Below are 20280 nucleotides of genomic sequence, written 5' to 3'. Positions count from 1 at the left end.
GCCTATCGCCCGCAATCGTGACTTTTCCGGGGCGGCGGCTATAGGCTCGGGCTTCCCGGCAGGCTGGCCGGCGGACAGGAAGGGCGGAGCGCGGTGAACGAAACGGGCCAATGGACGGCGATCCTGCTCGCCGGGTCGCGGCCGGGCGGCGATCCCTTCGCCGAGGCTTATGGCGAACGCTTCAAGGCCCGCATCCCGATCGCGGGCGAGGCGATGATCGCCCGCATGGTGCGCACGCTGGCCGCCGTCGATCGCATCGGCCGCATCCTCATCCTCTCGCAGGAGCCCGAGGCCGTCGTCGCGGGCGATCTCGGCTGGATCGCCGATCACCCCAAGGTGCGGCTCCACGTCAGCGGCATGGGCATATCGCGCAGCATCGAGGCGGTCGCCGGCCGGCCGGAGGCGCCGTGGCCCGTGCTGATCGCCACCGCCGATCATCCGCTGCTGCTGCCCGCCGATGTCGATGCCTTCATCGATGGCGTGGGCGATACCGACGTGGCCGTGGCGATGGTGCCCGCCCGCGTGCTGCTGGCCGCCTATCCCGAGAACAAGCGCACCTGGCTGCGCTTCCGCGACGGCGGGTTCACCGGCGCCAACCTGTTCGCGCTCACCGGCCCGGCCGTGGCCCCGGCGCTGGAATTGTGGGCCGGCGCCGAACAGGACCGCAAGGCCGCACGCAAGCTGATGATGCGCTTCGGCCCTTGCCTCGCCCTCCGCGCGCTCACCCGCACGATCACGCTGGCCGATGCGCTGGCGACGGCGGGGCGCCGGCTCGGTTTCCGGGTGAAGCCGGTGCTGCTCGACCGCGCCGAAGCGGGCATCGATGTGGACAAGGCCAGCGACTATGATCTCGTCGCCGGCATCCTCGCGAAGCGCGAAGGGCAAAACCCCGCCGGCTGATCGCCGGCGCGCCGGATCATTTGTCGATCAGCAGGCTCAGATGCTCGACGCGCGGCGGCTTGGCGAAGCATGGCCCGGCCAGCCGCCGCCATTCCAGGAAGGCGTCCGAATTGCGGAAGCCCACCATATGCGCATCGACCGATTCCCACTGCACCAGCAGCCGGAAACGGTGCGGATGCTCCATCGATCGGGTCACCTTCATGCCCAGGCAGCCGGGTGTCCGCAGGAAATGGCCCGAAGCCTCCTCCAGCACCGATTCGAACGCGGCTTCCTTGCCGGGGAGGATATCGATTTCAGCAAGTTCGAGGATCATGCCCTCCCCTTAGCGCAGCGCCGCGCGCTAGGCGAGCGGCTTCGCGGAAGGCCGGCCATCGCCCTTTTCCAACGCCCCGTGGACTTGCGGTTTCGCCCGGCCGATGGGACCGGTAACATTGCTGTCATCAAACGATCGACGATTACCCGCGAGGGTCGCGGGGAAGCGCCCGCTCCATCCGGACGGGCGCTTCCTTCATTCTATCCCGCGCTCATCGGCCGCGCAGCGCGCTCACCGTGATCCCCGGCCCGATCTGCTCGATATCGGTCTTGAGGTGGAGCAGCGCCACGCCCGGCTGTTCCTGCGCGCGCGCCAGCGCGGGCGCGAACGCCGCCGTCTCCGTCACCGTCTCCGCCCAGGCGCCATAGGCCCGCGCCAGCGCGGCGAAGTCCGGGTTCACCAGGTCGGTGCCGGAAATGCGGGAGGGGTAGCGCCGTTCCTGATGCATGCGGATGGTGCCGTAACTGCCATTGTCGATCACCAGCACCAGCAGCTTCAGGCCATATCGCACCGCCGTCGCCAGTTCCTGCCCGTTCATCAGGAAACAGCCGTCGCCGGCCAGCACCACCACCTGCCGCTCCGGCGCGCGCATCGCGGCGGCAACGCCCGCCGGCAGGCCGTAGCCCATGGCGCCGGCCGTCGGCGCAAGCTGGCTCACCGGGCCGGCATAGCGCCAGAAACGGTGCCACCAGCCGGAAAAATTGCCGGCGCCGTTGCAGATGATGCTGTCCGCCGGCAGCGCCTCGCGCATCGCCGTCACGCAGTCGCCAAGATCGAGCGTCGCGCTGCCGGGCGTGGGCGTGGACCATGCCAGCCATTCGACATGGGCATCCTTGCCGGTGGTGAAGCGGATGTCCCCGCTGCCGGCATCGTCGCGGACCATCCCGCCCAGGGCAGCGGCAAAGGCCGCCATTCCCGCGCAGACGGCAAGGTCCGCGCGATAGACATGGCCCAGCTCCGCCGGATCGGGATGGACATGGATCAGCTTCTGGCCGGGATGGTTCGGGGTGACCAGGGTATAGCCATCGGTGGTGGCCTCCCCCAGCCGGGGTCCGACGACCAGCAGCAGGTCCGCCTCCTTCACCCGCCGCACCAGCGCGGGGCTCGGCCCATAGCCCAGATTGCCGGCATAGACGGCGCAATCATTGGACATCGCATCCTGGCGGCGGAACGCCACCGCGACGGGCAGGCCGATCGCCTCGGCCGCGCTGGCGAAGTCGCGCGCGGCCTTGCCGTTCCAGCCCGCGCCGCCGATGATCGCCACCGGATTGTTGGCCTCGGCCAGCAGGGCCTTCACCTGGGCCATCGTCTCCGCGCCCACCGCCTGCTGCGGCGGCTCCACGCGGGGCCGATCGACCGCGCCGACCAGATCGGTCAGCATGTCCTCCGGCAGCGCCAGCACCACCGGCCCCGGCCGGCCGGACATGGCGACCGCATAGGCGCGCGCGACATATTCGGGAATGCGCTCCGCATCGTCGATGCGGGAGGCCCATTTGGCGATGGGGGAGAACATCGCCGTGAAGTCGATCTCCTGGAAAGCCTCGCGGTCGCGGTCGCCGCGCGCGACGTCGCCGATGAACAGGATCATCGGCGTCGAATCCTGCATCGCCACATGCACGCCGATCGATGCGTTGGTGGCGCCGGGGCCGCGCGTGACGAAGGCGATGCCGGGCCGGCCGGTCATCGCGCCGTCCGCCTCCGCCATGAAGCCGACGCCACCTTCCTGCCGGGCGACGACCAGCTCGATCTCCGGCGTATCGTGCAGGGCGTCGAGGACGGCCAGATAGGATTCGCCGGGCACGCAGAAGATGCGATCGCATCCCTGGGCGACGAGGGCGTCCACAAGGATCCGCCCGCCAGTGCGTTGATTGCTCATGATGCATCCATAACCCGCCCCGATCGGCGGAAAAAGGGACATCCCGCCTCCGCGTTTCCCGAGTGCGATTGCGTGGCGGACAATCGGGACAAGCTTCGATTGACGGCCATCCCCGCCTGCTTTTATCCCGCCGGCACAGAAGCGTTCAGGGGAGAGGAGAAGGCGTGGCCAACAAGATATATCCCGATGCTGCGGCGGCACTGGAAGGGCTGCTGTTCGATGGCATGACGATCGCGGCCGGGGGCTTCGGCCTGTGCGGCATCCCGGAACGGCTGATCGATGCGATCCAGGCTTCCGGCGTGAAGGGGCTCACCGTCGCCTCCAACAATGCCGGCATCGACAATGAAGGGCTCGGCAAGCTGCTGCGCACCCGCCAGATCGCCAAGATGATCTCCTCCTATGTGGGCGAGAACAAGGAGTTCGAGCGGCAGTATCTGGCCGGCGAGCTGGAGGTGGAATTCTGCCCCCAGGGCACGCTGGCGGAACGGATGCGCGCCGGCGGCGCCGGCATCCCCGGCTTCTACACCAAAACGGGCGTGGGCACGCTGGTGGCCGAAGGCAAGGAGCTGAAGGAGTTCGACGGCGAGACCTATGTGCTCGAACGCGGCATCCGCGCCGATCTTTCGATCATCAAGGGCTGGAAGGCCGACGAAGCCGGCAATCTCGTCTTCCGCAAGACGGCGCGCAACTTCAACCAGCCCGCCGCCACCTCCGGCAGGATCTGCGTGGCCGAGGTGGAGGAGATCGTGCCGGTCGGCAGCCTGGATGCGGACTGCATCCATCTGCCCGGCATCTATGTGAAGCGCCTGATCCTGGGCGCGCCCTATGACAAGAAGATCGAGTTCCGCACCGTGCGGACGCGGGAGGCGGCATGATGACGGAAGCAACCAAGGGCTGGACCCGCGACCAGATGGCGGCCCGCGCCGCGAAGGAATTGCAGGACGGCTTCTACGTCAATCTCGGTATCGGCATCCCGACGCTGGTGGCCAACCATGTGCCCGAAGGCGTGGAGGTGACGCTCCAGTCCGAAAACGGCATGCTCGGCATCGGCCCCTTCCCTTATGAGGACGAGGTGGACGCCGATCTGATCAACGCCGGCAAGCAGACGATCAGCCAGCTGCCGTCGTCCAGCTACTTTTCCTCGGCGGACAGCTTCGCGATGATCCGCGGCGGGCATATCGACCTTACCGTGCTGGGCGCGATGGAGGTTTCCGAAAGCGGGGACATCGCCAACTGGATGATCCCCGGCAAGATGATCAAGGGCATGGGCGGTGCGATGGATCTCGTCGCCGGCGTCAAGAAGATCATCGTGGTGATGGAGCATAACGCCAAGGACGGCAGCCCCAAGTTCATCCCCGCCTGCACCCTGCCGCTGACCGGCAAGAATGTGGTGGACATGGTCATCACCGATCTCGCGGTGTTCCAGCGGCCGGACCACAAGTCCCCCTTCCGGCTGATCGAGCTGGCGCCGGGCGTGACGGCGGAGGAAGTCGCCGCCAGGACGACGGCCCATTATCTGAGCTGACCCATTATCTGAACTGAGCGCCGCCGCCCGTTCCAGCCACCGGCGCCGGAACGGGCGGCCGCCATCCGATCCGGCAGCGATCCCGCCCGGCGGCGGCGGCGCAATTTCGTCGCAAGATCGCGCGGAATCGCATCTTCGTCGCGCGCCTCTGGCCGATCCGCCCGCGATCGGGCCTCTCCCGCCCCACATCCCGCGAGCCCCACCTTCGGGGCTCCCGCCTTGTGGGGAGGCCGGATTGGCTACGATTGCTCTTGCTCGCCGGCGCCGATGGGCGCCGGAACATATCTTCTATACCGGCATCGCGGCGTCGATGCTGGTCGCCGTCTTCATCGGCTTCGCGCCGTCCTGGTTCCTGGTGCCGTTCAACGGCCGGCCGGCTCATGTCCTGCCGCCGACGCCGCTGGTGCACCTGCACGGCGCGGTCTTTTCGGCGTGGATGCTGCTGTTCGTGGCGCAGACCGCGCTGGCCGGCGCCGGCCGCACCGATATCCACCGCCGGCTCGGCATGCTGGGGCTGCCGCTGGTCATCGCGATGATCGTCATCGGCACCCTGACCGGGCTTCACGGCGTCGCCCGCGCCTCCGGCCCGCCGATCGTGCCGCCCCTGTCCTGGGCGGCGATCCCGCTGTTCGCCGTGCCCGGTTTCGGCGGCCTGATCCTTGCCGCCCTGTGGAAGCGCCGGGCGCCGCAGACCCACAAGCGGCTGATGGTGCTCGCGATGGTGCCGATGATGGGCGCCGCCTTCGGCCGCATGCCCTGGTTCGCCGGGCTCAGCGGGATCGTGCTGGTGCCGGCGCTCTACATCGTCCTCGTCGCTTTGTGGGACATGGCGACCATCCGCCGCATCCATCGCGCGACCCTGTGGGGCGGCCTCTATGCGCTGGCGGCGATGGTCCTGCCGATCCTGGTCTGGCAGACGGAAGCCTGGCTCGGCTTCGCGCGCTGGGCCACAGCGCTCGTCGCCTGAAACGTCACGGGGCCGGGCGCGAAACCCGGCCCCGGATCGCGGCACGCGCCCCAAAGCGCGCCGCAACCCCTGTTTCCGCTCAGTCGTAATATTGCGCGGCGTAGCTACGGAACTTCATGATCGGGCCGTCGCCGGCGCACAGGCGCGGCTGGGTCAGGTGCTTCTTATAGTCCAGCACCTTCAGATCCTGTTCCACCTCGAACACGAAGCGCTCGACGAAGGCCTTGCCGATCTGCTCCATCGCCTCGGCATTGCCATTGTCCTTCAGGTAGAGCCGGGCCGTCTCCACCATCCGCTCCTCGTCGATCGGCGTGAAGGAGATCACGAACAGCGCCGTGAAATGCACGCCGTGATAGATCTGGGTCAGCAGCGACAGCGCGGAAAGGTTCATCTCGAACGAGGAAATCGGCGTCTCCTCGCCGGCGTCCGGGTCCGTCACATATTGCAGGCGCAGCCCGTAATCCCTGGGCTCGTAATTGGTGATGTCGGGCAGCGCGGCCGCATTGTGGAGCTGCGTGATGTGCGCGGTGTCGAAGATGTTCTCCAGCATGTCGCGGAAGGGACAGCGCGTCTCCCAGCTCTTCACCGCATAGCGCACCCATTTGTCGTCGCCGCGCAGCCCGCTCGAATCGAACGGCTCGAAGCTCGGCTTGCCGCCGGCCGGGTCGTGCCAGATCAGCACCATGCCGTCGGTCTCGCGCGTGGGGTGCAGCGTCAGCCGCACGCTCGCCGGCACCGGCACGTCGGTATAGGGGATATGCTCGACCTTGCCGGTCGCGCTGTCGAATTCCCATTTGTGGAAGGGGCAGGTGATCCGCCCGTCGCACAACTTTCCGTCATGGCTGGCGAGATGCGCGCCCAGATGCGGGCAATAGGCGTCGGCCGCCTGCGCCGCGCCGTCCTTCGTGCGGTAGATGATGAGCTGCTGGCCCAGCCAGCTCACCGGCAGCATCTTGTCGGCGGCCACATCCTCCGACTCGGCGATGCAATACCATCCGCGCGGATAGATGGTGTCGTGCGTCCGATAGCGCATCGGAATCGGGCTGATCGCATTCATTGGGCCTCTCCATTCTGTTTTCGGCAAAAGACATATCACGGGCCATATGATCGTCAATATTCCATACATATGTATGGCCTTGTCTTCGCCGCCGCGTCTGATAGCCAAGGTCCATGTCGATCGCGCCCAGCATCCAGGCCCGGCCCAGCCCGATCCCGCTTCGGGAACAGCAGCGCCGCGCCACCCGCGCGCGGATCGTCGATGCCGCGCTGGCGGTGTTCGAACGGCGCGGCATGGCGGCCGCCACGATCGAGGAGATATTGGGCGCGGCCGGCATTTCCCGCGCCACCTTCTATGCCCATTTCACCGGCAAGCCCGATGTCGGCCGGGCGATCCTGGCGGACATGTGGGAGCGGGGAACCGGCCTCTACGTCCGCTTCGCCGAACTGCCGGACTGGTCGCGCCGCTCGATCCGCGGCTGGCTGGCGGAGGTCGGCGCCGCCTGGCGGGTCCATAATGACGGCATGCGCACCCTGCTGCGCGAAATGCTGGCCGAGATCTCGGCGGATTCGAGCGCGCACGAGGCCGCCTTCGTCGCCGCGCTGATCGGGGATGGCGCGCGCTGGTCGGCCTTCACCTCCGATGAGGCGCGGCGGCGCGCGCAATTGCTGATCTTCCAGCTCGAACGCGCGATGATGGCGGTCCACATCCAGGGCTGGGAAACGGATTTCGAAGGGCTGCTCGATACGCTCGCCGATATCTGGGTGGCGACGCTGCGATCGGAAGGCGCCTGACGGCAGCCGGCCTTCCGCCCTTATTTATCGAAATAATTGTCCCATTTCCGGCGCTTCTTCTTGCCTGCCTGCCAGGCCGAACGGACGGTGAAGCCGAAGCCGGTCAGGAACAGCAGCAGGGCCATCGCCTTGGCGCGATTGTCGCCCCCCATCAGCAGCAGCACGATCAGCGCGGCGATCGAAAGCAGGCTGAAGACTCCCCAGGCGGCAACCACCAGGTTGCGCTGCAGGCGGGTGACGGCCCGGCGCGGCGACGCCGCCACCAATATCAGGGCCGCGAACAGCATGATGCCCGCGACGATCGGGCTTACCGTATACTGGGCCAGGCCAAAGCCGAAATAGGCCGCCGCCAGCAGCCCGACGATCAAGGCAAAGAGGCGAGGTAAAGCCACGTTTTCCCCTTGCTACAGGTCCGCTCGATATCCTGCGTATCGTCTCTTTGCGATCCGGTCAAAGCACAACCATTTCGTCCCCGTCCCGCATTGGTGCGCCCCGCATTTCGCGTAAAAGCAGGGCAGGCGATTTGGTTTCACGCCTCCGCAACGATCGCGGATTCTTGCGGCAGAACGGCGCCGATCAGGAACTCCACATTGCCTTCGGGGCCGGTGATCGGGCTGGGCGTGATTCCCGCCACATTCCAGCCACGTGCGGTCAGCCAGTCGGCCACCTCGCGGCACACCCGTTCGTGCACGTCCGGGTCGCGGACCACGCCGCCCTTGCCCACCTCGCCGCGCCCCGCCTCGAACTGCGGCTTGATCAGCGCGATCAGGTGCGCGCCGGGGCGGGCGAAGCCCAGCGCGGCATCGAGCACCTTGGCCAGCGAGATGAAGCTCGCGTCGCAGACGATGACGTCCACCGCCTCCGGCACATGTTCGGCCGTCAGGTTGCGGGCGTTGGTGCGCTCATGCACCACCACGCGCGGGTCCTGGCGCAGCTTCCAGGCAAGCTGGTTGGTGCCCGAATCGACCGCATAGACCCGCGCCGCGCCGTTGGTCAGCAGCACGTCCGTGAAGCCGCCGGTGGAGGAGCCGACGTCGATCGCGATCGCGCCTGCCACATTCCAGCCAAAATGTTGAAGCCCATGGGCCAGCTTGACGCCGCCGCGCGACACCCAGGGATGGTCGCGGCCCTTCACCTCCAGCGCCGCATCGGGCTTCAGCGCCTGCCCCGCTTTTTCCACTTTCCGGTCAGCTACATAGACCAGACCTGCCAGGATCAGCGCCTGCGCCCGCGCCCGGCTTTCCGCCAGCCCGCGTTCCACCAGCAGCTGATCCGCCCGGATATTCTTCGTCATGGCGCCGTCCATGGCGGATCGGATTGCCGCAATAAAGCCATAATTGAGCGCCGCCCCTCTTGTTGACTGCAACGATAGAGATATCCTCCTCCCCAGCGAATCGCTTCGGGGGAGCTTCTTCCCGGTGCGGACAGGATCGGGAGACGACGCATGGTGCAGGCAATCTCCGAATTCAGCGGCCGGCGGCCGCTGGTGCTCACGGTTCCCGGCCTCAATGGTTCAGGCCCCGCGCATTGGCAATCGCTGTGGGAACAGAGTCGCGGCGATGTCGTGCGGGTGGAGCTGGGCATGTGGGATACGCCGCGCCGCAACCCCTGGGTCACCAAGCTCGATCAGGCTATCCGGTCCGCCGAACAGCCCGTGCTGCTCGCCGCCCACAGCCTCGGCTGCCTCGCCGTGGCGTGGTGGGCGGAACTGGCCGGACAGCCCTGGGGCTGGCCGGTCGCCGGCGCGCTGCTGGTGGCGCCGCCCGATGTCGACCGTCGCGACATGCCGGCCGAAGTCGCGGGATTCGCGCCCACGCCCCGGTGCAGCCTGCCCTTCCCCTCGATCGTCGTCGTCAGCGAGGACGATCCCTATTCCTCCGTCCAGCGCGGCTTCGATATGGCGCGGGACTGGGGCAGCCATTTCGTCAATATCGGTGCCTGCGGCCACATCAACGCCGCCAGCGGCATCGGCCTGTGGCAAGAAGGGCAACGCCTGCTCGATCGGCTGATCGGCACGGCGGAAGGGCCGATGGCGCAGGGCGCCGGCCTGAACGAGATCCTCGCGTCGCTGACGCATGAGGAGGCCGGGCTGCGGACGATCTGAGCAGCCGTCCGCAACCCGGCCCAACCCATCAGGCTTCGTTGACGGAAAGGGAGCCGCTCGATCCCAGTATATAGGGCTTCACCGTCGCCGGGCGGTTCGCATAGGCCGGCCGGCGCGCGGCGCGCAGCCGGGTCTTTGCGATCTCGGTAAAGCACACCCGGTCGGACTGGTTGCCGCCCAGCACATGATAGCTGCCCGCGCTTTCACCGACATAAAGCGCGACATGCCCGCCCTCGGGCCGCACGAAGGTCAGCACGTCGCCCAGCATCGGCTGGCCCGCCTCGACGCCGAATTTCCCCCAGTTCAGCGCCCAGAGCGGCCCGGACACCGGCTGCCGGGCCGCCCGCTTGGCGACGATCGCCATGAACAGCCCGCACCACGGCACGGCATCGGCGGTATAGACGCTGGCGACGGCGGGGTCGGCCAGCTCCCGCACCCATTGCATGATCACGGGATTGTTGCCCGGCCCCGGCTGCTCGCGCGTGTCGAGCAACTTCAGCGCCTCCCGCAGCATGCGCGGCAAGGGATCGAGGCGTTCGAGGAATCGGTAAAGTTGAGGAAGTTGAGGCATCGGGATCGCTCCTTCTCCGGCTTCAAAACCGGAGAAGGCGATCATCCAGGCAATAAGCGCGCGGACCTTGCGCGATTATAGCGATTCCAGCCGTGTAGGACAGCCTTTCGGCCATGCGGCCCGGAAAAGCGCTTTCAGGCGCGGGCCTCCTGCGACACGCCGCCGCTATTTTTTCTGAGGGCAGCGAGGACGGTTGCGGTGATGGCGTTGTGGTCGAGGCCGGCCTGTTCGTACTGGCGCTCGGGCTTGTCCTGGTCCTGGAAGATATCGGGCAGGCGCATGGTGCGCAGCTTCAGGCCGCCGTCGATCAGCCCGGCGTCGGAGGCCAGCGTCAGCACATGCGCGCCGAGGCCGCCGATCGCCCCTTCCTCGATGGTGACCGCCACCTCATGGGTGGACAGCAGCCGGCGGATCAGCGCCTCGTCCAGCGGCTTGGCGAAGCGCAGGTCGGCGACGCTGGTGGAAAGGCCCAGGGCCTCCAGCTGGTCCGCCGCGCGCTCGGCCTCCGCCAGCCGCGTGCCGAGCGAGAGGATCGCCACCGTCTTGCCCTCGCGCACCAGCCGGCCCTTGCCGATCTCCAGCCGCTCCGGCGTGGCGGGGATGGCGACGCCGGTGCCGTTGCCCCGGGGATAGCGCACCGCGATCGGCCCCGTATCGTGCAGCGCCATGGTGTGGACCATGTGGGTCAGCTCCGCCTCGTCGGCGGCCGCCATCACCACGAAATTGGGCAGCGAGGCGAGATAGGTGACGTCGAAGCTGCCGGCATGGGTGGCGCCGTCCGCCCCCACCAGCCCCGCCCGGTCGATCGCGAAGCGCACCGGCAGGTTCTGGATCGCCACGTCGTGCACCACCTGGTCGTAGGCGCGCTGCAGGAAGGTGGAATAGATCGCGCAGAACGGCCGCATGCCGCGCGCGGCCAGGCCGGCGGCGAAGGTCACCGCATGCTGTTCGGCAATGCCGACGTCGAAGCAGCGATCGGGAAACGCCTTCTCGAACCGGTCGAGCCCGGTGCCCGACGGCATCGCCGCGGTGATCGCGCAGATCGTCTCGTCGCGCTTCGCCTCGGCCACCAGCGCATCGGCGAAGACGGCGGTATAGGCCGGCGGCCCCGGCGGCGCCTTGGCCTGCGCGCCCGTCACCACATCGAACTTCTGCACGCCATGATATTTGTCGGCCGCCGCCTCCGCCGGCGCATAGCCCTTGCCCTTCTGGGTCACGACATGGACCAGGATCGGCCCTTCGGAGGCGTCGCGGACATTCTCCAGGATCGGGATCAGGTGATCGAGATTATGGCCGTCGATCGGCCCGACATAATAAAAGCCCAGCTCCTCGAACAGCGTGCCGCCCATCGTCATGCCGCGGGCGAACTGGTCGGTCTTGCTGGCGACGTCGTGCAGCGGGCGCGGCAGCCGGCGCGCCACCTTCTTGGCGAGATCGCGCAGGGACAGGAACGGCCGCGACGAGACGATCCGGGCGAGATAGGCGGACAGCCCCCCCACCGGCGGCGCGATCGACATGTCATTGTCGTTCAGGATCACCACCAGCCGGTTGCCGGCCTGGGCGGCGTTGTTCATCGCCTCATAGGCCATGCCCGCCGACATCGCCCCGTCGCCGATCACCGCGATCGCCTTGCCGGCCGCGCCCGCCAGCTTGTTCGCCACCGCAAAGCCGAGCGCCGCCGAGATCGAGGTCGAGCTGTGCGCCGCCCCGAACGGATCATATTCGCTCTCGGACCGCCTGGTGAAACCCGAAAGCCCGCCGCCCTGCCGCAAGGTGCGGATGCGATCGCGCCTGCCGGTCAATATCTTGTGCGGATAGGCCTGGTGGCCCACGTCCCAGATCAACACGTCCCTGGGCGTGTCGAACACATAATGGAGCGCCACCGTCAGCTCCACCACACCCAGGCCAGACCCCAGATGCCCCCCCGTCACACCCACCGCCGATATCATCTCCGCACGCAACTCGGACGCAAGGGTGCGGAGCTGTTCCGGCTTCAGCCGGCGCAGGGCGTCAGGGGTGTCGACCGTGTCGAGGAGCGGGGTCTCGGAGCGTTCGGTCATGGATGCGGGCAATCCTTTCATGCCCTCCCCGTAGACCATCCTTCCGGGAAGGTGAACCGCGGCTGATCAGGATCGCGCAGGCGCATCCTGCGGCGGAAAATCAGGCCCCGGCGCAATCCGCGCAGGTGCCGTGGACCTCGATGATCGGCCGGGCCGCGGCGAATCCGGCCTTTTCCGCGGCACGGCGCACATTGCCGCTCAGGCTGTCGTCGTCGATATGGGTCGCCTGCCCGCAGGTGTCGCACACCAGGAAGATGCAGTCGTGCATGCAATCGGGATGCGCGTTGGCGACATAGGCGTTCACGCTTTCCACCCGCCGCGCGAGGTTGGAGCCCACGAACAGGTCGAGGATGCGATAGATGCTGTTGGCCGCGATCCGCCGCCCTTCCGCCTTGGAAACCGCCTCGGCGATGTCATAGGCCGATGCCGGCCGATCGAACTGGACGAGCGCGTCGAACACCGCCGCGCGCATCGTCGTCCATTGCTGGCCCGATTTCTCCAATGCGTCGCGCGCGGCCGCCTTCAGCTCGGCGCCTTCGTGCAGGACGTGCGAATGGGCATCGGAATGCGCATGATTGTGGGCGTGGGCCATGGGCCAAATCTAGGCGCTGCCACCCCGATCGGCAAGCGATAGCCGCCGAAGCGGGGCTTAGATCAGCGCCCGGCGGTTGAGATCATGGCCCAGCGCCACAAGGCCCACGCCGATGATCGTGTAGATCACCTCATCCGCATTGTGCGGCATGGTGAGCGCGCCGGCCATCACGCCGATGCCGAGGCCGCCGATCGATCCGGGCAGCATGAAGCCGTGCCGCATCACACCGCGGCCGAGCCCCAGCACCGCGAAGCAGATCGCCAGCACCAGGCCCACTTCATGGATGGAATGGTGGACGAGGATGCCGCCGGCCGACGCCAGCAGCGCCACGAACACGGCCGATCCGATGCAATGCGCGAGGCACAGGCCCGACAGGCCGATCGCCAGCCGGTCCAGCCACATCCCGCGTCCCGCAACGTCAGACACCGTTCGAATCCACTCCCTAAGCTGCCAGTGCAAATGGCATGATCGAGAGGAAGATACAACATATCATTTGCAGCAGCCGGCGTTTCCCCGCCCCCACAGATGTTCAGCGGGCGGTGGTTCGGTCATGCGAAGGAATCGCCACCCTGAAGGGTCGATTCCGTCACCGGCGATGTCGGTGCGCGCGGAGGGCAGAATGCCGAGCCAGGCCCGGCATGACGAATTGGAGTAGGAATGTGCCCGGACATCCGGGATATCCCCCGATCACGGTTTCACGACGAAGGAGAGAATGATGCTGGCCGGAGGATGCCATTGCGGCGCGATACGCTATGAGGTCGCCTCGCTGCCCGATCGCCATTCGCTCTGCCATTGCAGCGATTGCCGCCGTTCGGCCGGCGCGCCCTTCGTCGCCTGGGCGATCTTCCCGGAAGCCGACGTGACGATCCTTGCCGGCACGCCGAAGGTCCGCGCCTCGTCCGAACATGGCCGCCGCCACTTCTGCCCGGATTGCGGCACCGGCCTTTTCTATACCAGCGCGGCGATCTTCCCCGGCCTGATCGACGTGCAGACCGCCACGCTGGACGATCCCGATGCCGTGCCGGCGCCTTCGGCCCACATCCAGGTCGCCGAGCGCATCGGCTGGATCCGGGATGCGCACCATCTGCCCGAATTCGAACGCTATCCCGGCCCCGAGGATTGAGGCAGGGCCGGCACGCCCCACGGCTTGTCTGCCGCGCGCGCCGGGGGCATAGCCGCTCCCCATGTCGCTATCCCGCCCCATCGCGGCCCGCCCGCAACCCGCCCGTATCGCCCGCTGGCTCCTTCTGGTTGCCTTCATGGTCTTTGCGATGGTGGTGGTGGGCGGGATCACCCGGCTCACCGAATCGGGCCTGTCGATGGTGCGGTGGGAACCGATATCGGGCATCGTGCCGCCGCTGAACGCGGCGCAGTGGCATGCCGAATTCGATGCCTACAAGGCGACGCCCGAATATCTGAAGATCAATCGCGGCATGTCCCTCGACGAGTTCAAGGGCATCTTCTTCTGGGAATATCTGCATCGGGTGATCGGCCGGCTGATCGGCATCGCCTTCGCCTTGCCGCTCGCCTGGTTCGCGTGGAAGCGGATGATTCCCAGGGGCTATGGCCCGCGCCTCATCCTGCTGCTGGCGCTGGGCGGCCTGCAGGGCGCGATCGGCTGGTGGATGGTCGCTTCCGGCCTGATCGACCGGCCGGACGTGAGCCATATCCGCCTCGCCGTCCACCTGCTGACCGCGCTCCTGATCCTTGCGGCGCTGGTGTGGACCGCGCTCGACCTGTTCGATCTCCAGCGCAATCCCGATGCCCGCCCGGCGCGGCTGACGGGCATCGCCGCGCTCGCCTTCCTGGTCCTCTTCGTCCAGCTCATGCTCGGCGCCTTCACCGCCGGCCTCGACGCGGGCTATGCCTTCGCCGAATGGCCCACCATGGGCGGCCGCCTGTTTCCCGAGGGCGTGGCCTTCCTCAAGCCGCTCTGGGCCAACCTGGTCGATAATCCGATCGTGGTGCAGTTCGTCCATCGCTGGTTCGCCTGGGTCGCCGCCGCGATCCTGCTGTCGCTGGCCTGGGCCGCGCACAAGGCGGGGGTGAAGGGGCCGGTCCACGCCATCGCCACCTTCCTCATCCTCCAGATCGGCCTCGGCATCGCCACCCTGCTGACCGGCGTGGACATCCATGTCGCCGTCGCCCACCAGGCCGTCGGCGCGCTGCTGGTCGCCAGCACCGCCTGGACGGCGCAGCGGCTGGGCAAGGCCCGCCGCGCATGACCGGCATCGCCACCGTCTATGCCGTGTTCGCGGACGAGGCGGAGGCGGCGCGCATCGGCCGGGCGATGGTGGAGGCCGGCCTCGCCGCCTGCGTCAACATCCTCGCGCCCTGCCGCTCCATCTATCGCTGGCAGGGGGCGATCGAGGAAGCGATCGAAATCCCCGCCCTGTTCAAGACCCGCGCCGACCGCGCGGAGGCGCTGATCGCCGCCATCGCGGTCGCCCATTCCTATGACGTGCCGGCCGCGATCGCCTGGCCGATCGCGGCGGCCCACGGCCCTTATGAAAGCTGGGTTTCACAAGAGGTATCTTGATACCACTCACGAAACCGGCCAATTTTCTTGACTCTGGCCCCCTCCGTCGCCATTAGCGCTTCCGTCTGCGCCGCCCCTTGCCGGGCGGCGTGCTTCGTTTTTCGAGAAGGTCCGAGCCAATGAAAGCGCTCATGAAGACCACCAAGTCGGCCACGCCGGCGACGGTGGAAAAGAAGTGGCTGCTGATCGACGCCGAAGGGCTCGTCGTCGGCCGCGTCGCCAGCATCATCGCCAACATCCTGCGCGGCAAGCACAAGCCGAGCTTCACCCCGCACATCGATTGCGGTGACAATGTCATCGTCATCAATGCGGACAAGGTGCGCTTCACCGGCAAGAAGCTGGGCCAGAAGGTCTATTACAAGCACACCGGCTATGCCGGCGGCATCAAGGGCGTGACCGCCGCCAAGGTGCTGGAAGGCCGCTTCCCGGAGCGCGTTCTGGAAAAGGCCGTCGAGCGCATGATCCCGCGTGGTCCGCTGGGCCGCCAGCAGATGCGCAACCTGCGCATCTTCAACGGTGCCGAGCATGACCATGCCGCGCAGAACCCCGAAGTGCTCGATGTCGCTTCGATGAACCGCAAGAACAAGGTGGGCGCATAATGTCCGACAATCGCCAGTCTCTCGCCGATCTCGCGGCGCTGACGAACGCCGCCCCGGCCCCCGCCGCTGCCACCGCCCCGGTCGAAGCCGGCGTGGAAGCGCCGATCGCCCCCGTCCAGCCGACGACCCCGCTGCGCGAGCAGCAGATCGACGCGCAGGGCCGCGCCTACGCCACCGGCCGCCGCAAGGATGCCGTCGCCCGCGTGTGGCTGAAGCCGGGTTCGGGCAAGATCACGATCAACGGCCGCGATCAGGAAGTCTATTTCGCGCGTCCGACGCTGCGTCTCGTCATCAACCAGCCGTTCGGCGTCGCCGGCCGCGAAGGCCAGTATGACGTGATCTGCACCGTCAAGGGCGGCGGCCTTTCGGGCCAGGCCGGCGCGGTCAAGCACGGCATCGCCCAGGCGCTGACCCGCTACGAGCCGATCCTGCGCAGCCCGGTGAAGGCCGCCGGCTTCCTGACCCGCGACAGCCGCGCGGTCGAGCGTAAGAAGTACGGCAAGGCCAAGGCCCGCCGCAGCTTCCAGTTCTCGAAGCGCTAAGCTGGAAGCTTGGCTTAACCAGTTGGAAATTAAGGAAAAAGGGGTCAGAAGTGGCCCCTTTTTTCGTTACACGCGACTTACACGTTTGCCCCAGAAATGCGTTGCCACGAGTTAGCCTGAAGCACGCGTTTAACACGCGCGATTACACGTTTGTTCATGTTTTGATCGCATAAAAGGCATGGCGAGCTTACGACTTAGTCACCTTTACACGCATAGGGTGGCAAGCATGGGGCATCAGCAAGACACCGTAAAATTGATGGGCGGCGTAATTGTCCTCTACAAGCGCGGCGACAATAGTGATGGGACGTGGCAGGCTCGCTTAGAGCTTGGCGGCGGGAAACGGACACGACGAAGCCTGAAAACAGCAGATCAGGCAGGGGCGGAACGTGCCGCCTTGGAGTTGTACAGCAAGCTCAAGCCCCGCGCAGACGCGGACATGCCGCTTAACTCCATGAAATTTGACGAATTCTGGGACAAGCGCTGGATCCCATGGGTTGAAAAGAACCTTAGTATTCATCGTCAAAGGCTGCATAACGGGACGGGCACGCGCTACATCAAGCCGTATTTCGAAAACTGCGCCGTGGACAAAATAACCGTGCAGAAGGTCGAAAATTACGCAGGGTGACGCCGTGAACGCGGAACGAAGCGCCCCGCCTAAAAAACGCTTCTTATGGAAACAGGTTTGATCCGTCAGGCGCTGGATCAGGCAGTGCGGTGGTCGCTCTGCCCCGTGATGCCGCGTATTAAGGTGCCGTTGTGTCAACCGGCGCGCAAAGTTGACCCCCTATCGGCGCCCAACATTGACCCCCTTTTTCGTGAGTTCCGGCGGTTATCCCGGTAGTCCATAGGAGGGACCCGCGGACGCCGACGCGCGCCGTCAGGAGCGCTGGCGGCGGCGTCCGCGGGAGGTACCTGTGGACCCACCGGGGTAACCGCCGGGGATGGGGGTCCGGGGGAAGGGGTTTTTCCCGTCTCTTAGCTTCGGTTTTTGAACCGCCAGCTGTCGTTGCCGGTTTCGATGATGTCGCAATGATGCGTGACACGGTCCAGCAGCGCCGTCGTCATTTTGGCATCCTGGAAGACGCTAGGCCATTCGCCGAAGGCGAGATTGGTGGTGATGATCACCGAGGTCTTTTCGTAGAGTTTGCTGATCAGATGGAACAGCATCTGGCCTCCTGACCGGGCGAACGGCAGATACCCGAGCTCGTCCAGAACCACGACGTCCAGGCGGGCCATCTGGGCGGCCAGGCTGCCGGCCTTGGCCTGCCGGGTTTCTTCCTCCAGACGATTGACCAGATCGACGGTATTGAAGAACCGGCCCCTGGCCCCGGCGCGGACCACCGCAGCGGTGATGGCGAGCGCGAGATGCGTCTTGCCGGTGCCGGTGCCACCAACCAGCACGATATTGCGCCGTTCCGGCAGGAACGAGCCGGCATGGAGCGAACGCACCAGGCTCTCGTTGATCGGTGTGTCGGCGAAGACAAAGCCGTCGAGATCCTTGATGGCCGGCAGCCTGGCCGCAGTCATGCGATACCGGATCGAGGCGGCTTCACGGTGGGCCGTTTCGGCGCGTAGCAGATCGCCAAGCATCTCCATGGCGGTCCGGTCACGGCGGATGCCATTGGTGACGGCATCGTCGAACGCGGCGATCATGCCCTTCAGGCCCAGCCCCTTGAGGGCTGCCAACATCTCATGCCGCTGCATTGAGGCCTCGCACCGTATCGTAGCGCGCGCAATCGGCAATGGGCGGATGCTTGAGCCTGAGATCGACGACAACATTGATCGCCTGCACAGGCTGTGGTTCGCGTCGGCGCGACAGGATGTTGAGAATGACCTCGTCATTGGCCGTGCCCGCCGCCATGGCTTCGCGCACGGCAGCTTCGACTGCCTCCAGGCCATCCTCGGGCACCGCTGCCAGTACCCGTACAAAGCGTCGGTCTGCGTCATCGCTTTTGCCCAGCTTGCGGCGCAGCTGGGCCAGGGCCGGCGGAAGATCCCAGTCCTGGAAGGGAGCGCCGTTGCGCAATGCGCCTGGCTTGCGGATCAGGACCGGCAGATAGTGCCAGGGATCGAACTTCGTCTGATTGCGGCCGAACAGGCGGGCATGCTCGGCGACCACCTTGCCGGCACAACGGATGACGACCCGGTCGGCATAGGCGCGCAGTTGCACCGCATGCCGGGCAGCAACGGCCATGACCGAGTAACGGTTGCGATCGAAGCTGACGAGGCAGGTCGAGCTCGCCACATGTTCGCTCTCGAAGAAGCCGTCAAAAGGCGTGGTGAGCGGCTGTAGGGAGGGTCGTTCCATCTCCAGTGCCTGGGCGATGGTCATATCTTCCATATCCGGATGGGCATAGCGCTCGGCCCATCGGCGACACTCGGCCTCCAGCCATGCGTTCAACTCTTCCATGCTGGCAAACCGCAGACGTGGCTTGAACAGCCGTTCCCTGCCGGTCTGGACCTGGTTCTCGACCTGTCCCTTCTCCCAGCCTGCCGCCGGGCTACAGGCCACCGGCTCAACGCCATAATGATCCGTCATGATCAGGAAGCGCCGGTTGAACACCCGCTCCTTGCCAGTGAACACCGTCGTCACCGCGGTCTTCATGTTGTCGTAGATGCCGCGCGTCGGCACCCCGCCGAGAAAAGCAAAGCCCCTGGCATGGGCGTCAAACACCATCTCCTGGGTCTCACGCGGATAAGCCCGCACAAAGGGCGCCCGCGACCAGCATAGCCGCATATGCGCCACCTTAACCCGCATCGGCTTGCCGGCGATCTCCACGTCCTCGTGGCTCCAATCAAACTGGTAGGCCTCGCCAGGCCGGAACATGAGCGGGATGAACACCTTGCTCATATCCCCGCTGCCACCGGCGTGGCGCTCCTGCTTCCAGCGGGCCGCATAGCGCCGCACCGCATCGTAGGAGCCGGTGAACCCCTCACGTTCCAGCAGATCATGAATCCGCGTCAGCCGCAGTCGCTCGCGCCGGGGGCGCTCTTCGTTCTCCGCCAGCAACTCATCTAACCGTTCGCGAAATGGACCGGTCTGCGGACGATGCTGCTCCTTCCTCTCGTAGCTGAAATCCGCCTCCGGAGCACGGATCGCCTTGCGCACCGTGTTGCGCGACAACCGTAAATCACGCGCAATCTCTTTGATCGGCTTACCGTCCCTGTGCTCCCTGCGTATCTTGGCAATAGTCTCCACAATCAACATCCCCGTCCTCGCCGCCTGGAAGCCCAAGCCGCGACGCCTCACACTCTGGAATGATGGGGGTCAATTTTAGACGCCGATCACCCCGCTAAGGGGGTCAATTTTGCACGCCGCTCCACACTATTAGTGGGCCGTCCCGTGGTCGGGAATTATCTACATAGTAAATTCCCGCATTTGATCGGCATCGACATCGTGCCTGACGGATATATGTGGGTAGAATGGGGGTCTGCCTTCGTGATCGAAGGCTGATTGACGGTCAGTTCGACCGCTGTAGCTGCCCAATATAGCTGTCGCGGCGGGCGCGCTCCATTTCCTTGCGGCGCTTGTGCTGGTCCTTCACGGATTGCAGCGCCTTCTTGGCCACATCGACCTCACGCTTTTTGGCTGTCTCAAGCGATTGCTCAGGCGTCAGGGGTTTGTGCGGCTTCTTGGCTTTCTTGGGTTTGGTCGTGGCGAACTCGTCGAATCTCATGCCGTATTTATGCTGCATCTCTCTAATCGATTGAAAATATTAGATAAATTACCAATTAATTTACACGTTTCTTACACGTGAAGCTATGTTAACTATCTAAGTAGATGATATTAAAATATAATTTTTCAGACTCGGACTAGCGAAGCGCTGATTCGGAAATCGGGTTCACCGCTTGGACTACAGAAGATGGGGGTCGGAAACGGCCCCCATTTTTTGTGGCCGCA

At 66.0% G+C, this 20280-nt stretch carries 24 protein-coding genes; 12 read left to right on the top strand and 12 right to left on the bottom strand.

Going from position 1 to position 20280, the window contains the following annotated elements; translation table 11 throughout:
- Positions 1-93: 93 nt before the first annotated feature.
- Positions 94-900, top strand: a complete 807-nt coding sequence (locus tag G432_RS14210; protein ID WP_015459513.1) for an NTP transferase domain-containing protein — start codon at positions 94-96, stop codon at positions 898-900.
- A gap of 16 nt (positions 901-916) precedes the next feature.
- Here the strand turns inward: G432_RS14210 and G432_RS14205 are convergent, their stop codons facing one another.
- Both G432_RS14205 and G432_RS14200 read right to left on the bottom strand, forming a co-directional pair.
- Positions 917-1213, bottom strand: a complete 297-nt coding sequence (locus tag G432_RS14205; RefSeq protein ID WP_015459512.1) for an antibiotic biosynthesis monooxygenase family protein — start codon at positions 1211-1213, stop codon at positions 917-919.
- A gap of 211 nt (positions 1214-1424) precedes the next feature.
- The gene (locus tag G432_RS14200; protein WP_015459511.1) at positions 1425-3089 is read right to left on the bottom strand and encodes a thiamine pyrophosphate-binding protein; all 1665 of its coding nucleotides are present in this window, start codon (positions 3087-3089) and stop codon (positions 1425-1427) included.
- A gap of 164 nt (positions 3090-3253) precedes the next feature.
- Between G432_RS14200 and G432_RS14195 the strand changes: the two genes are divergently transcribed.
- From G432_RS14195 to G432_RS14185, 3 genes are all read left to right on the top strand, one after another.
- On the top strand, positions 3254-3964 hold the full coding sequence (locus tag G432_RS14195) for a CoA transferase subunit A (RefSeq protein WP_015459510.1): 711 nt from the start codon (positions 3254-3256) through the stop codon (positions 3962-3964).
- Positions 3964-4614: a 3-oxoacid CoA-transferase subunit B gene (locus G432_RS14190; RefSeq protein ID WP_041865433.1), complete on the top strand. Its 651-nt coding sequence runs from the start codon at positions 3964-3966 to the stop codon at positions 4612-4614. Before G432_RS14195 ends, G432_RS14190 begins: the two co-directional genes overlap by 1 nt.
- 235 nt (positions 4615-4849) lie before the next feature.
- Positions 4850-5581, top strand: a complete 732-nt coding sequence (locus tag G432_RS14185) for a hypothetical protein (RefSeq protein WP_015459508.1) — start codon at positions 4850-4852, stop codon at positions 5579-5581.
- Between the two features lie 79 nt (positions 5582-5660).
- On the opposite strand, the gene G432_RS14180 is transcribed toward G432_RS14185, so the two are convergent.
- A complete protein-coding gene (locus G432_RS14180; protein ID WP_015459507.1) occupies positions 5661-6638 on the bottom strand; it encodes a Rieske 2Fe-2S domain-containing protein in 978 nt (325 codons plus the stop codon).
- 113 nt (positions 6639-6751) lie between these two features.
- Between G432_RS14180 and G432_RS14175 the strand changes: the two genes are divergently transcribed.
- Complete coding sequence (locus G432_RS14175; RefSeq protein WP_015459506.1) at positions 6752-7372, top strand: TetR/AcrR family transcriptional regulator; 621 nt, start codon at positions 6752-6754, stop codon at positions 7370-7372.
- Between the two features lie 20 nt (positions 7373-7392).
- Here the strand turns inward: G432_RS14175 and G432_RS14170 are convergent, their stop codons facing one another.
- Together G432_RS14170 and G432_RS14165 are read right to left on the bottom strand one after the other, a co-directional pair.
- Positions 7393-7764, bottom strand: a complete 372-nt coding sequence (locus G432_RS14170) for a hypothetical protein (RefSeq protein ID WP_236626786.1) — start codon at positions 7762-7764, stop codon at positions 7393-7395.
- Positions 7765-7901: 137 nt separating this feature from the next.
- Entirely contained in the window at positions 7902-8666 is a 765-nt protein-coding gene (locus tag G432_RS14165; protein WP_015459504.1) for a TlyA family RNA methyltransferase, read from the bottom strand.
- A 150-nt stretch (positions 8667-8816) separates the two neighbouring features.
- Here G432_RS14165 and G432_RS14160 point away from each other — a divergent pair, with 150 nt between their 5' ends.
- Entirely contained in the window at positions 8817-9476 is a 660-nt protein-coding gene (locus G432_RS14160; protein WP_015459503.1) for an RBBP9/YdeN family alpha/beta hydrolase, read from the top strand.
- A gap of 28 nt (positions 9477-9504) precedes the next feature.
- Here G432_RS14160 and G432_RS14155 read toward each other — a convergent pair whose 3' ends face one another.
- The 4 genes from G432_RS14155 to G432_RS14140 all read right to left on the bottom strand — a co-directional run bounded on the left by G432_RS14155 (position 9505) and on the right by G432_RS14140 (position 13101).
- A complete protein-coding gene (locus G432_RS14155; protein ID WP_015459502.1) occupies positions 9505-10047 on the bottom strand; it encodes a TIGR02594 family protein in 543 nt (180 codons plus the stop codon).
- 134 nt (positions 10048-10181) lie between these two features.
- Positions 10182-12107 (bottom strand): 1-deoxy-D-xylulose-5-phosphate synthase, encoded by a 1926-nt coding sequence (gene dxs, locus G432_RS14150; RefSeq protein ID WP_015459501.1) that lies wholly within the window; start codon positions 12105-12107, stop codon positions 10182-10184.
- Positions 12108-12207: 100 nt separating this feature from the next.
- The gene (locus G432_RS14145; RefSeq protein WP_015459500.1) at positions 12208-12699 is read right to left on the bottom strand and encodes a Fur family transcriptional regulator; all 492 of its coding nucleotides are present in this window, start codon (positions 12697-12699) and stop codon (positions 12208-12210) included.
- 57 nt (positions 12700-12756) lie between these two features.
- Positions 12757-13101: a MerC domain-containing protein gene (locus G432_RS14140; RefSeq protein ID WP_015459499.1), complete on the bottom strand. Its 345-nt coding sequence runs from the start codon at positions 13099-13101 to the stop codon at positions 12757-12759.
- Between the two features lie 310 nt (positions 13102-13411).
- On the opposite strand from G432_RS14140, the gene G432_RS14135 reads away from it, so the two are divergent.
- The 6 genes from G432_RS14135 to G432_RS14110 all read left to right on the top strand — a co-directional run bounded on the left by G432_RS14135 (position 13412) and on the right by G432_RS14110 (position 17004).
- A complete protein-coding gene (locus tag G432_RS14135; RefSeq protein ID WP_015459498.1) occupies positions 13412-13822 on the top strand; it encodes a GFA family protein in 411 nt (136 codons plus the stop codon).
- Between the two features lie 61 nt (positions 13823-13883).
- Positions 13884-14924 carry a COX15/CtaA family protein gene (locus tag G432_RS14130; RefSeq protein ID WP_015459497.1) on the top strand — a complete coding sequence of 347 codons (1041 nt, stop codon included), beginning with the start codon at positions 13884-13886 and terminating at the stop codon, positions 14922-14924.
- A complete protein-coding gene (gene cutA, locus G432_RS14125; protein WP_015459496.1) occupies positions 14921-15238 on the top strand; it encodes a divalent-cation tolerance protein CutA in 318 nt (105 codons plus the stop codon). Before G432_RS14130 ends, cutA begins: the two co-directional genes overlap by 4 nt.
- A gap of 119 nt (positions 15239-15357) precedes the next feature.
- Positions 15358-15837, top strand: a complete 480-nt coding sequence (rplM, locus tag G432_RS14120; RefSeq protein ID WP_015459495.1) for a 50S ribosomal protein L13 — start codon at positions 15358-15360, stop codon at positions 15835-15837.
- Positions 15837-16379: a 30S ribosomal protein S9 gene (gene rpsI, locus G432_RS14115; protein ID WP_015459494.1), complete on the top strand. Its 543-nt coding sequence runs from the start codon at positions 15837-15839 to the stop codon at positions 16377-16379. Before rplM ends, rpsI begins: the two co-directional genes overlap by 1 nt.
- A 226-nt stretch (positions 16380-16605) precedes the next feature.
- Positions 16606-17004, top strand: a complete 399-nt coding sequence (locus tag G432_RS14110) for a putative integrase (RefSeq protein WP_015459493.1) — start codon at positions 16606-16608, stop codon at positions 17002-17004.
- A gap of 350 nt (positions 17005-17354) precedes the next feature.
- Here G432_RS14110 and istB read toward each other — a convergent pair whose 3' ends face one another.
- The 3 genes from istB to G432_RS14095 form a co-directional block, all read right to left on the bottom strand.
- A complete protein-coding gene (gene istB / locus G432_RS14105; protein WP_015449229.1) occupies positions 17355-18083 on the bottom strand; it encodes an IS21-like element helper ATPase IstB in 729 nt (242 codons plus the stop codon).
- Positions 18070-19587, bottom strand: a complete 1518-nt coding sequence (gene istA / locus G432_RS14100) for an IS21 family transposase (protein WP_015449228.1) — start codon at positions 19585-19587, stop codon at positions 18070-18072. The genes istB and istA overlap by 14 nt, the downstream gene beginning before the upstream one ends.
- A gap of 253 nt (positions 19588-19840) precedes the next feature.
- Entirely contained in the window at positions 19841-20074 is a 234-nt protein-coding gene (locus G432_RS14095) for a hypothetical protein (RefSeq protein WP_236626784.1), read from the bottom strand.
- Between the last annotated feature and the right edge of the window lie 206 nt (positions 20075-20280).

It is taken from the genome of Sphingomonas sp. MM-1, from assembly GCF_000347675.2.
GTDB lineage: Bacteria > Pseudomonadota > Alphaproteobacteria > Sphingomonadales > Sphingomonadaceae > Sphingomonas_E > Sphingomonas_E fennica.
Note: the sequence above shows the minus strand (reverse complement) of the source record. Positions and strands in the feature narration are given on the sequence as shown.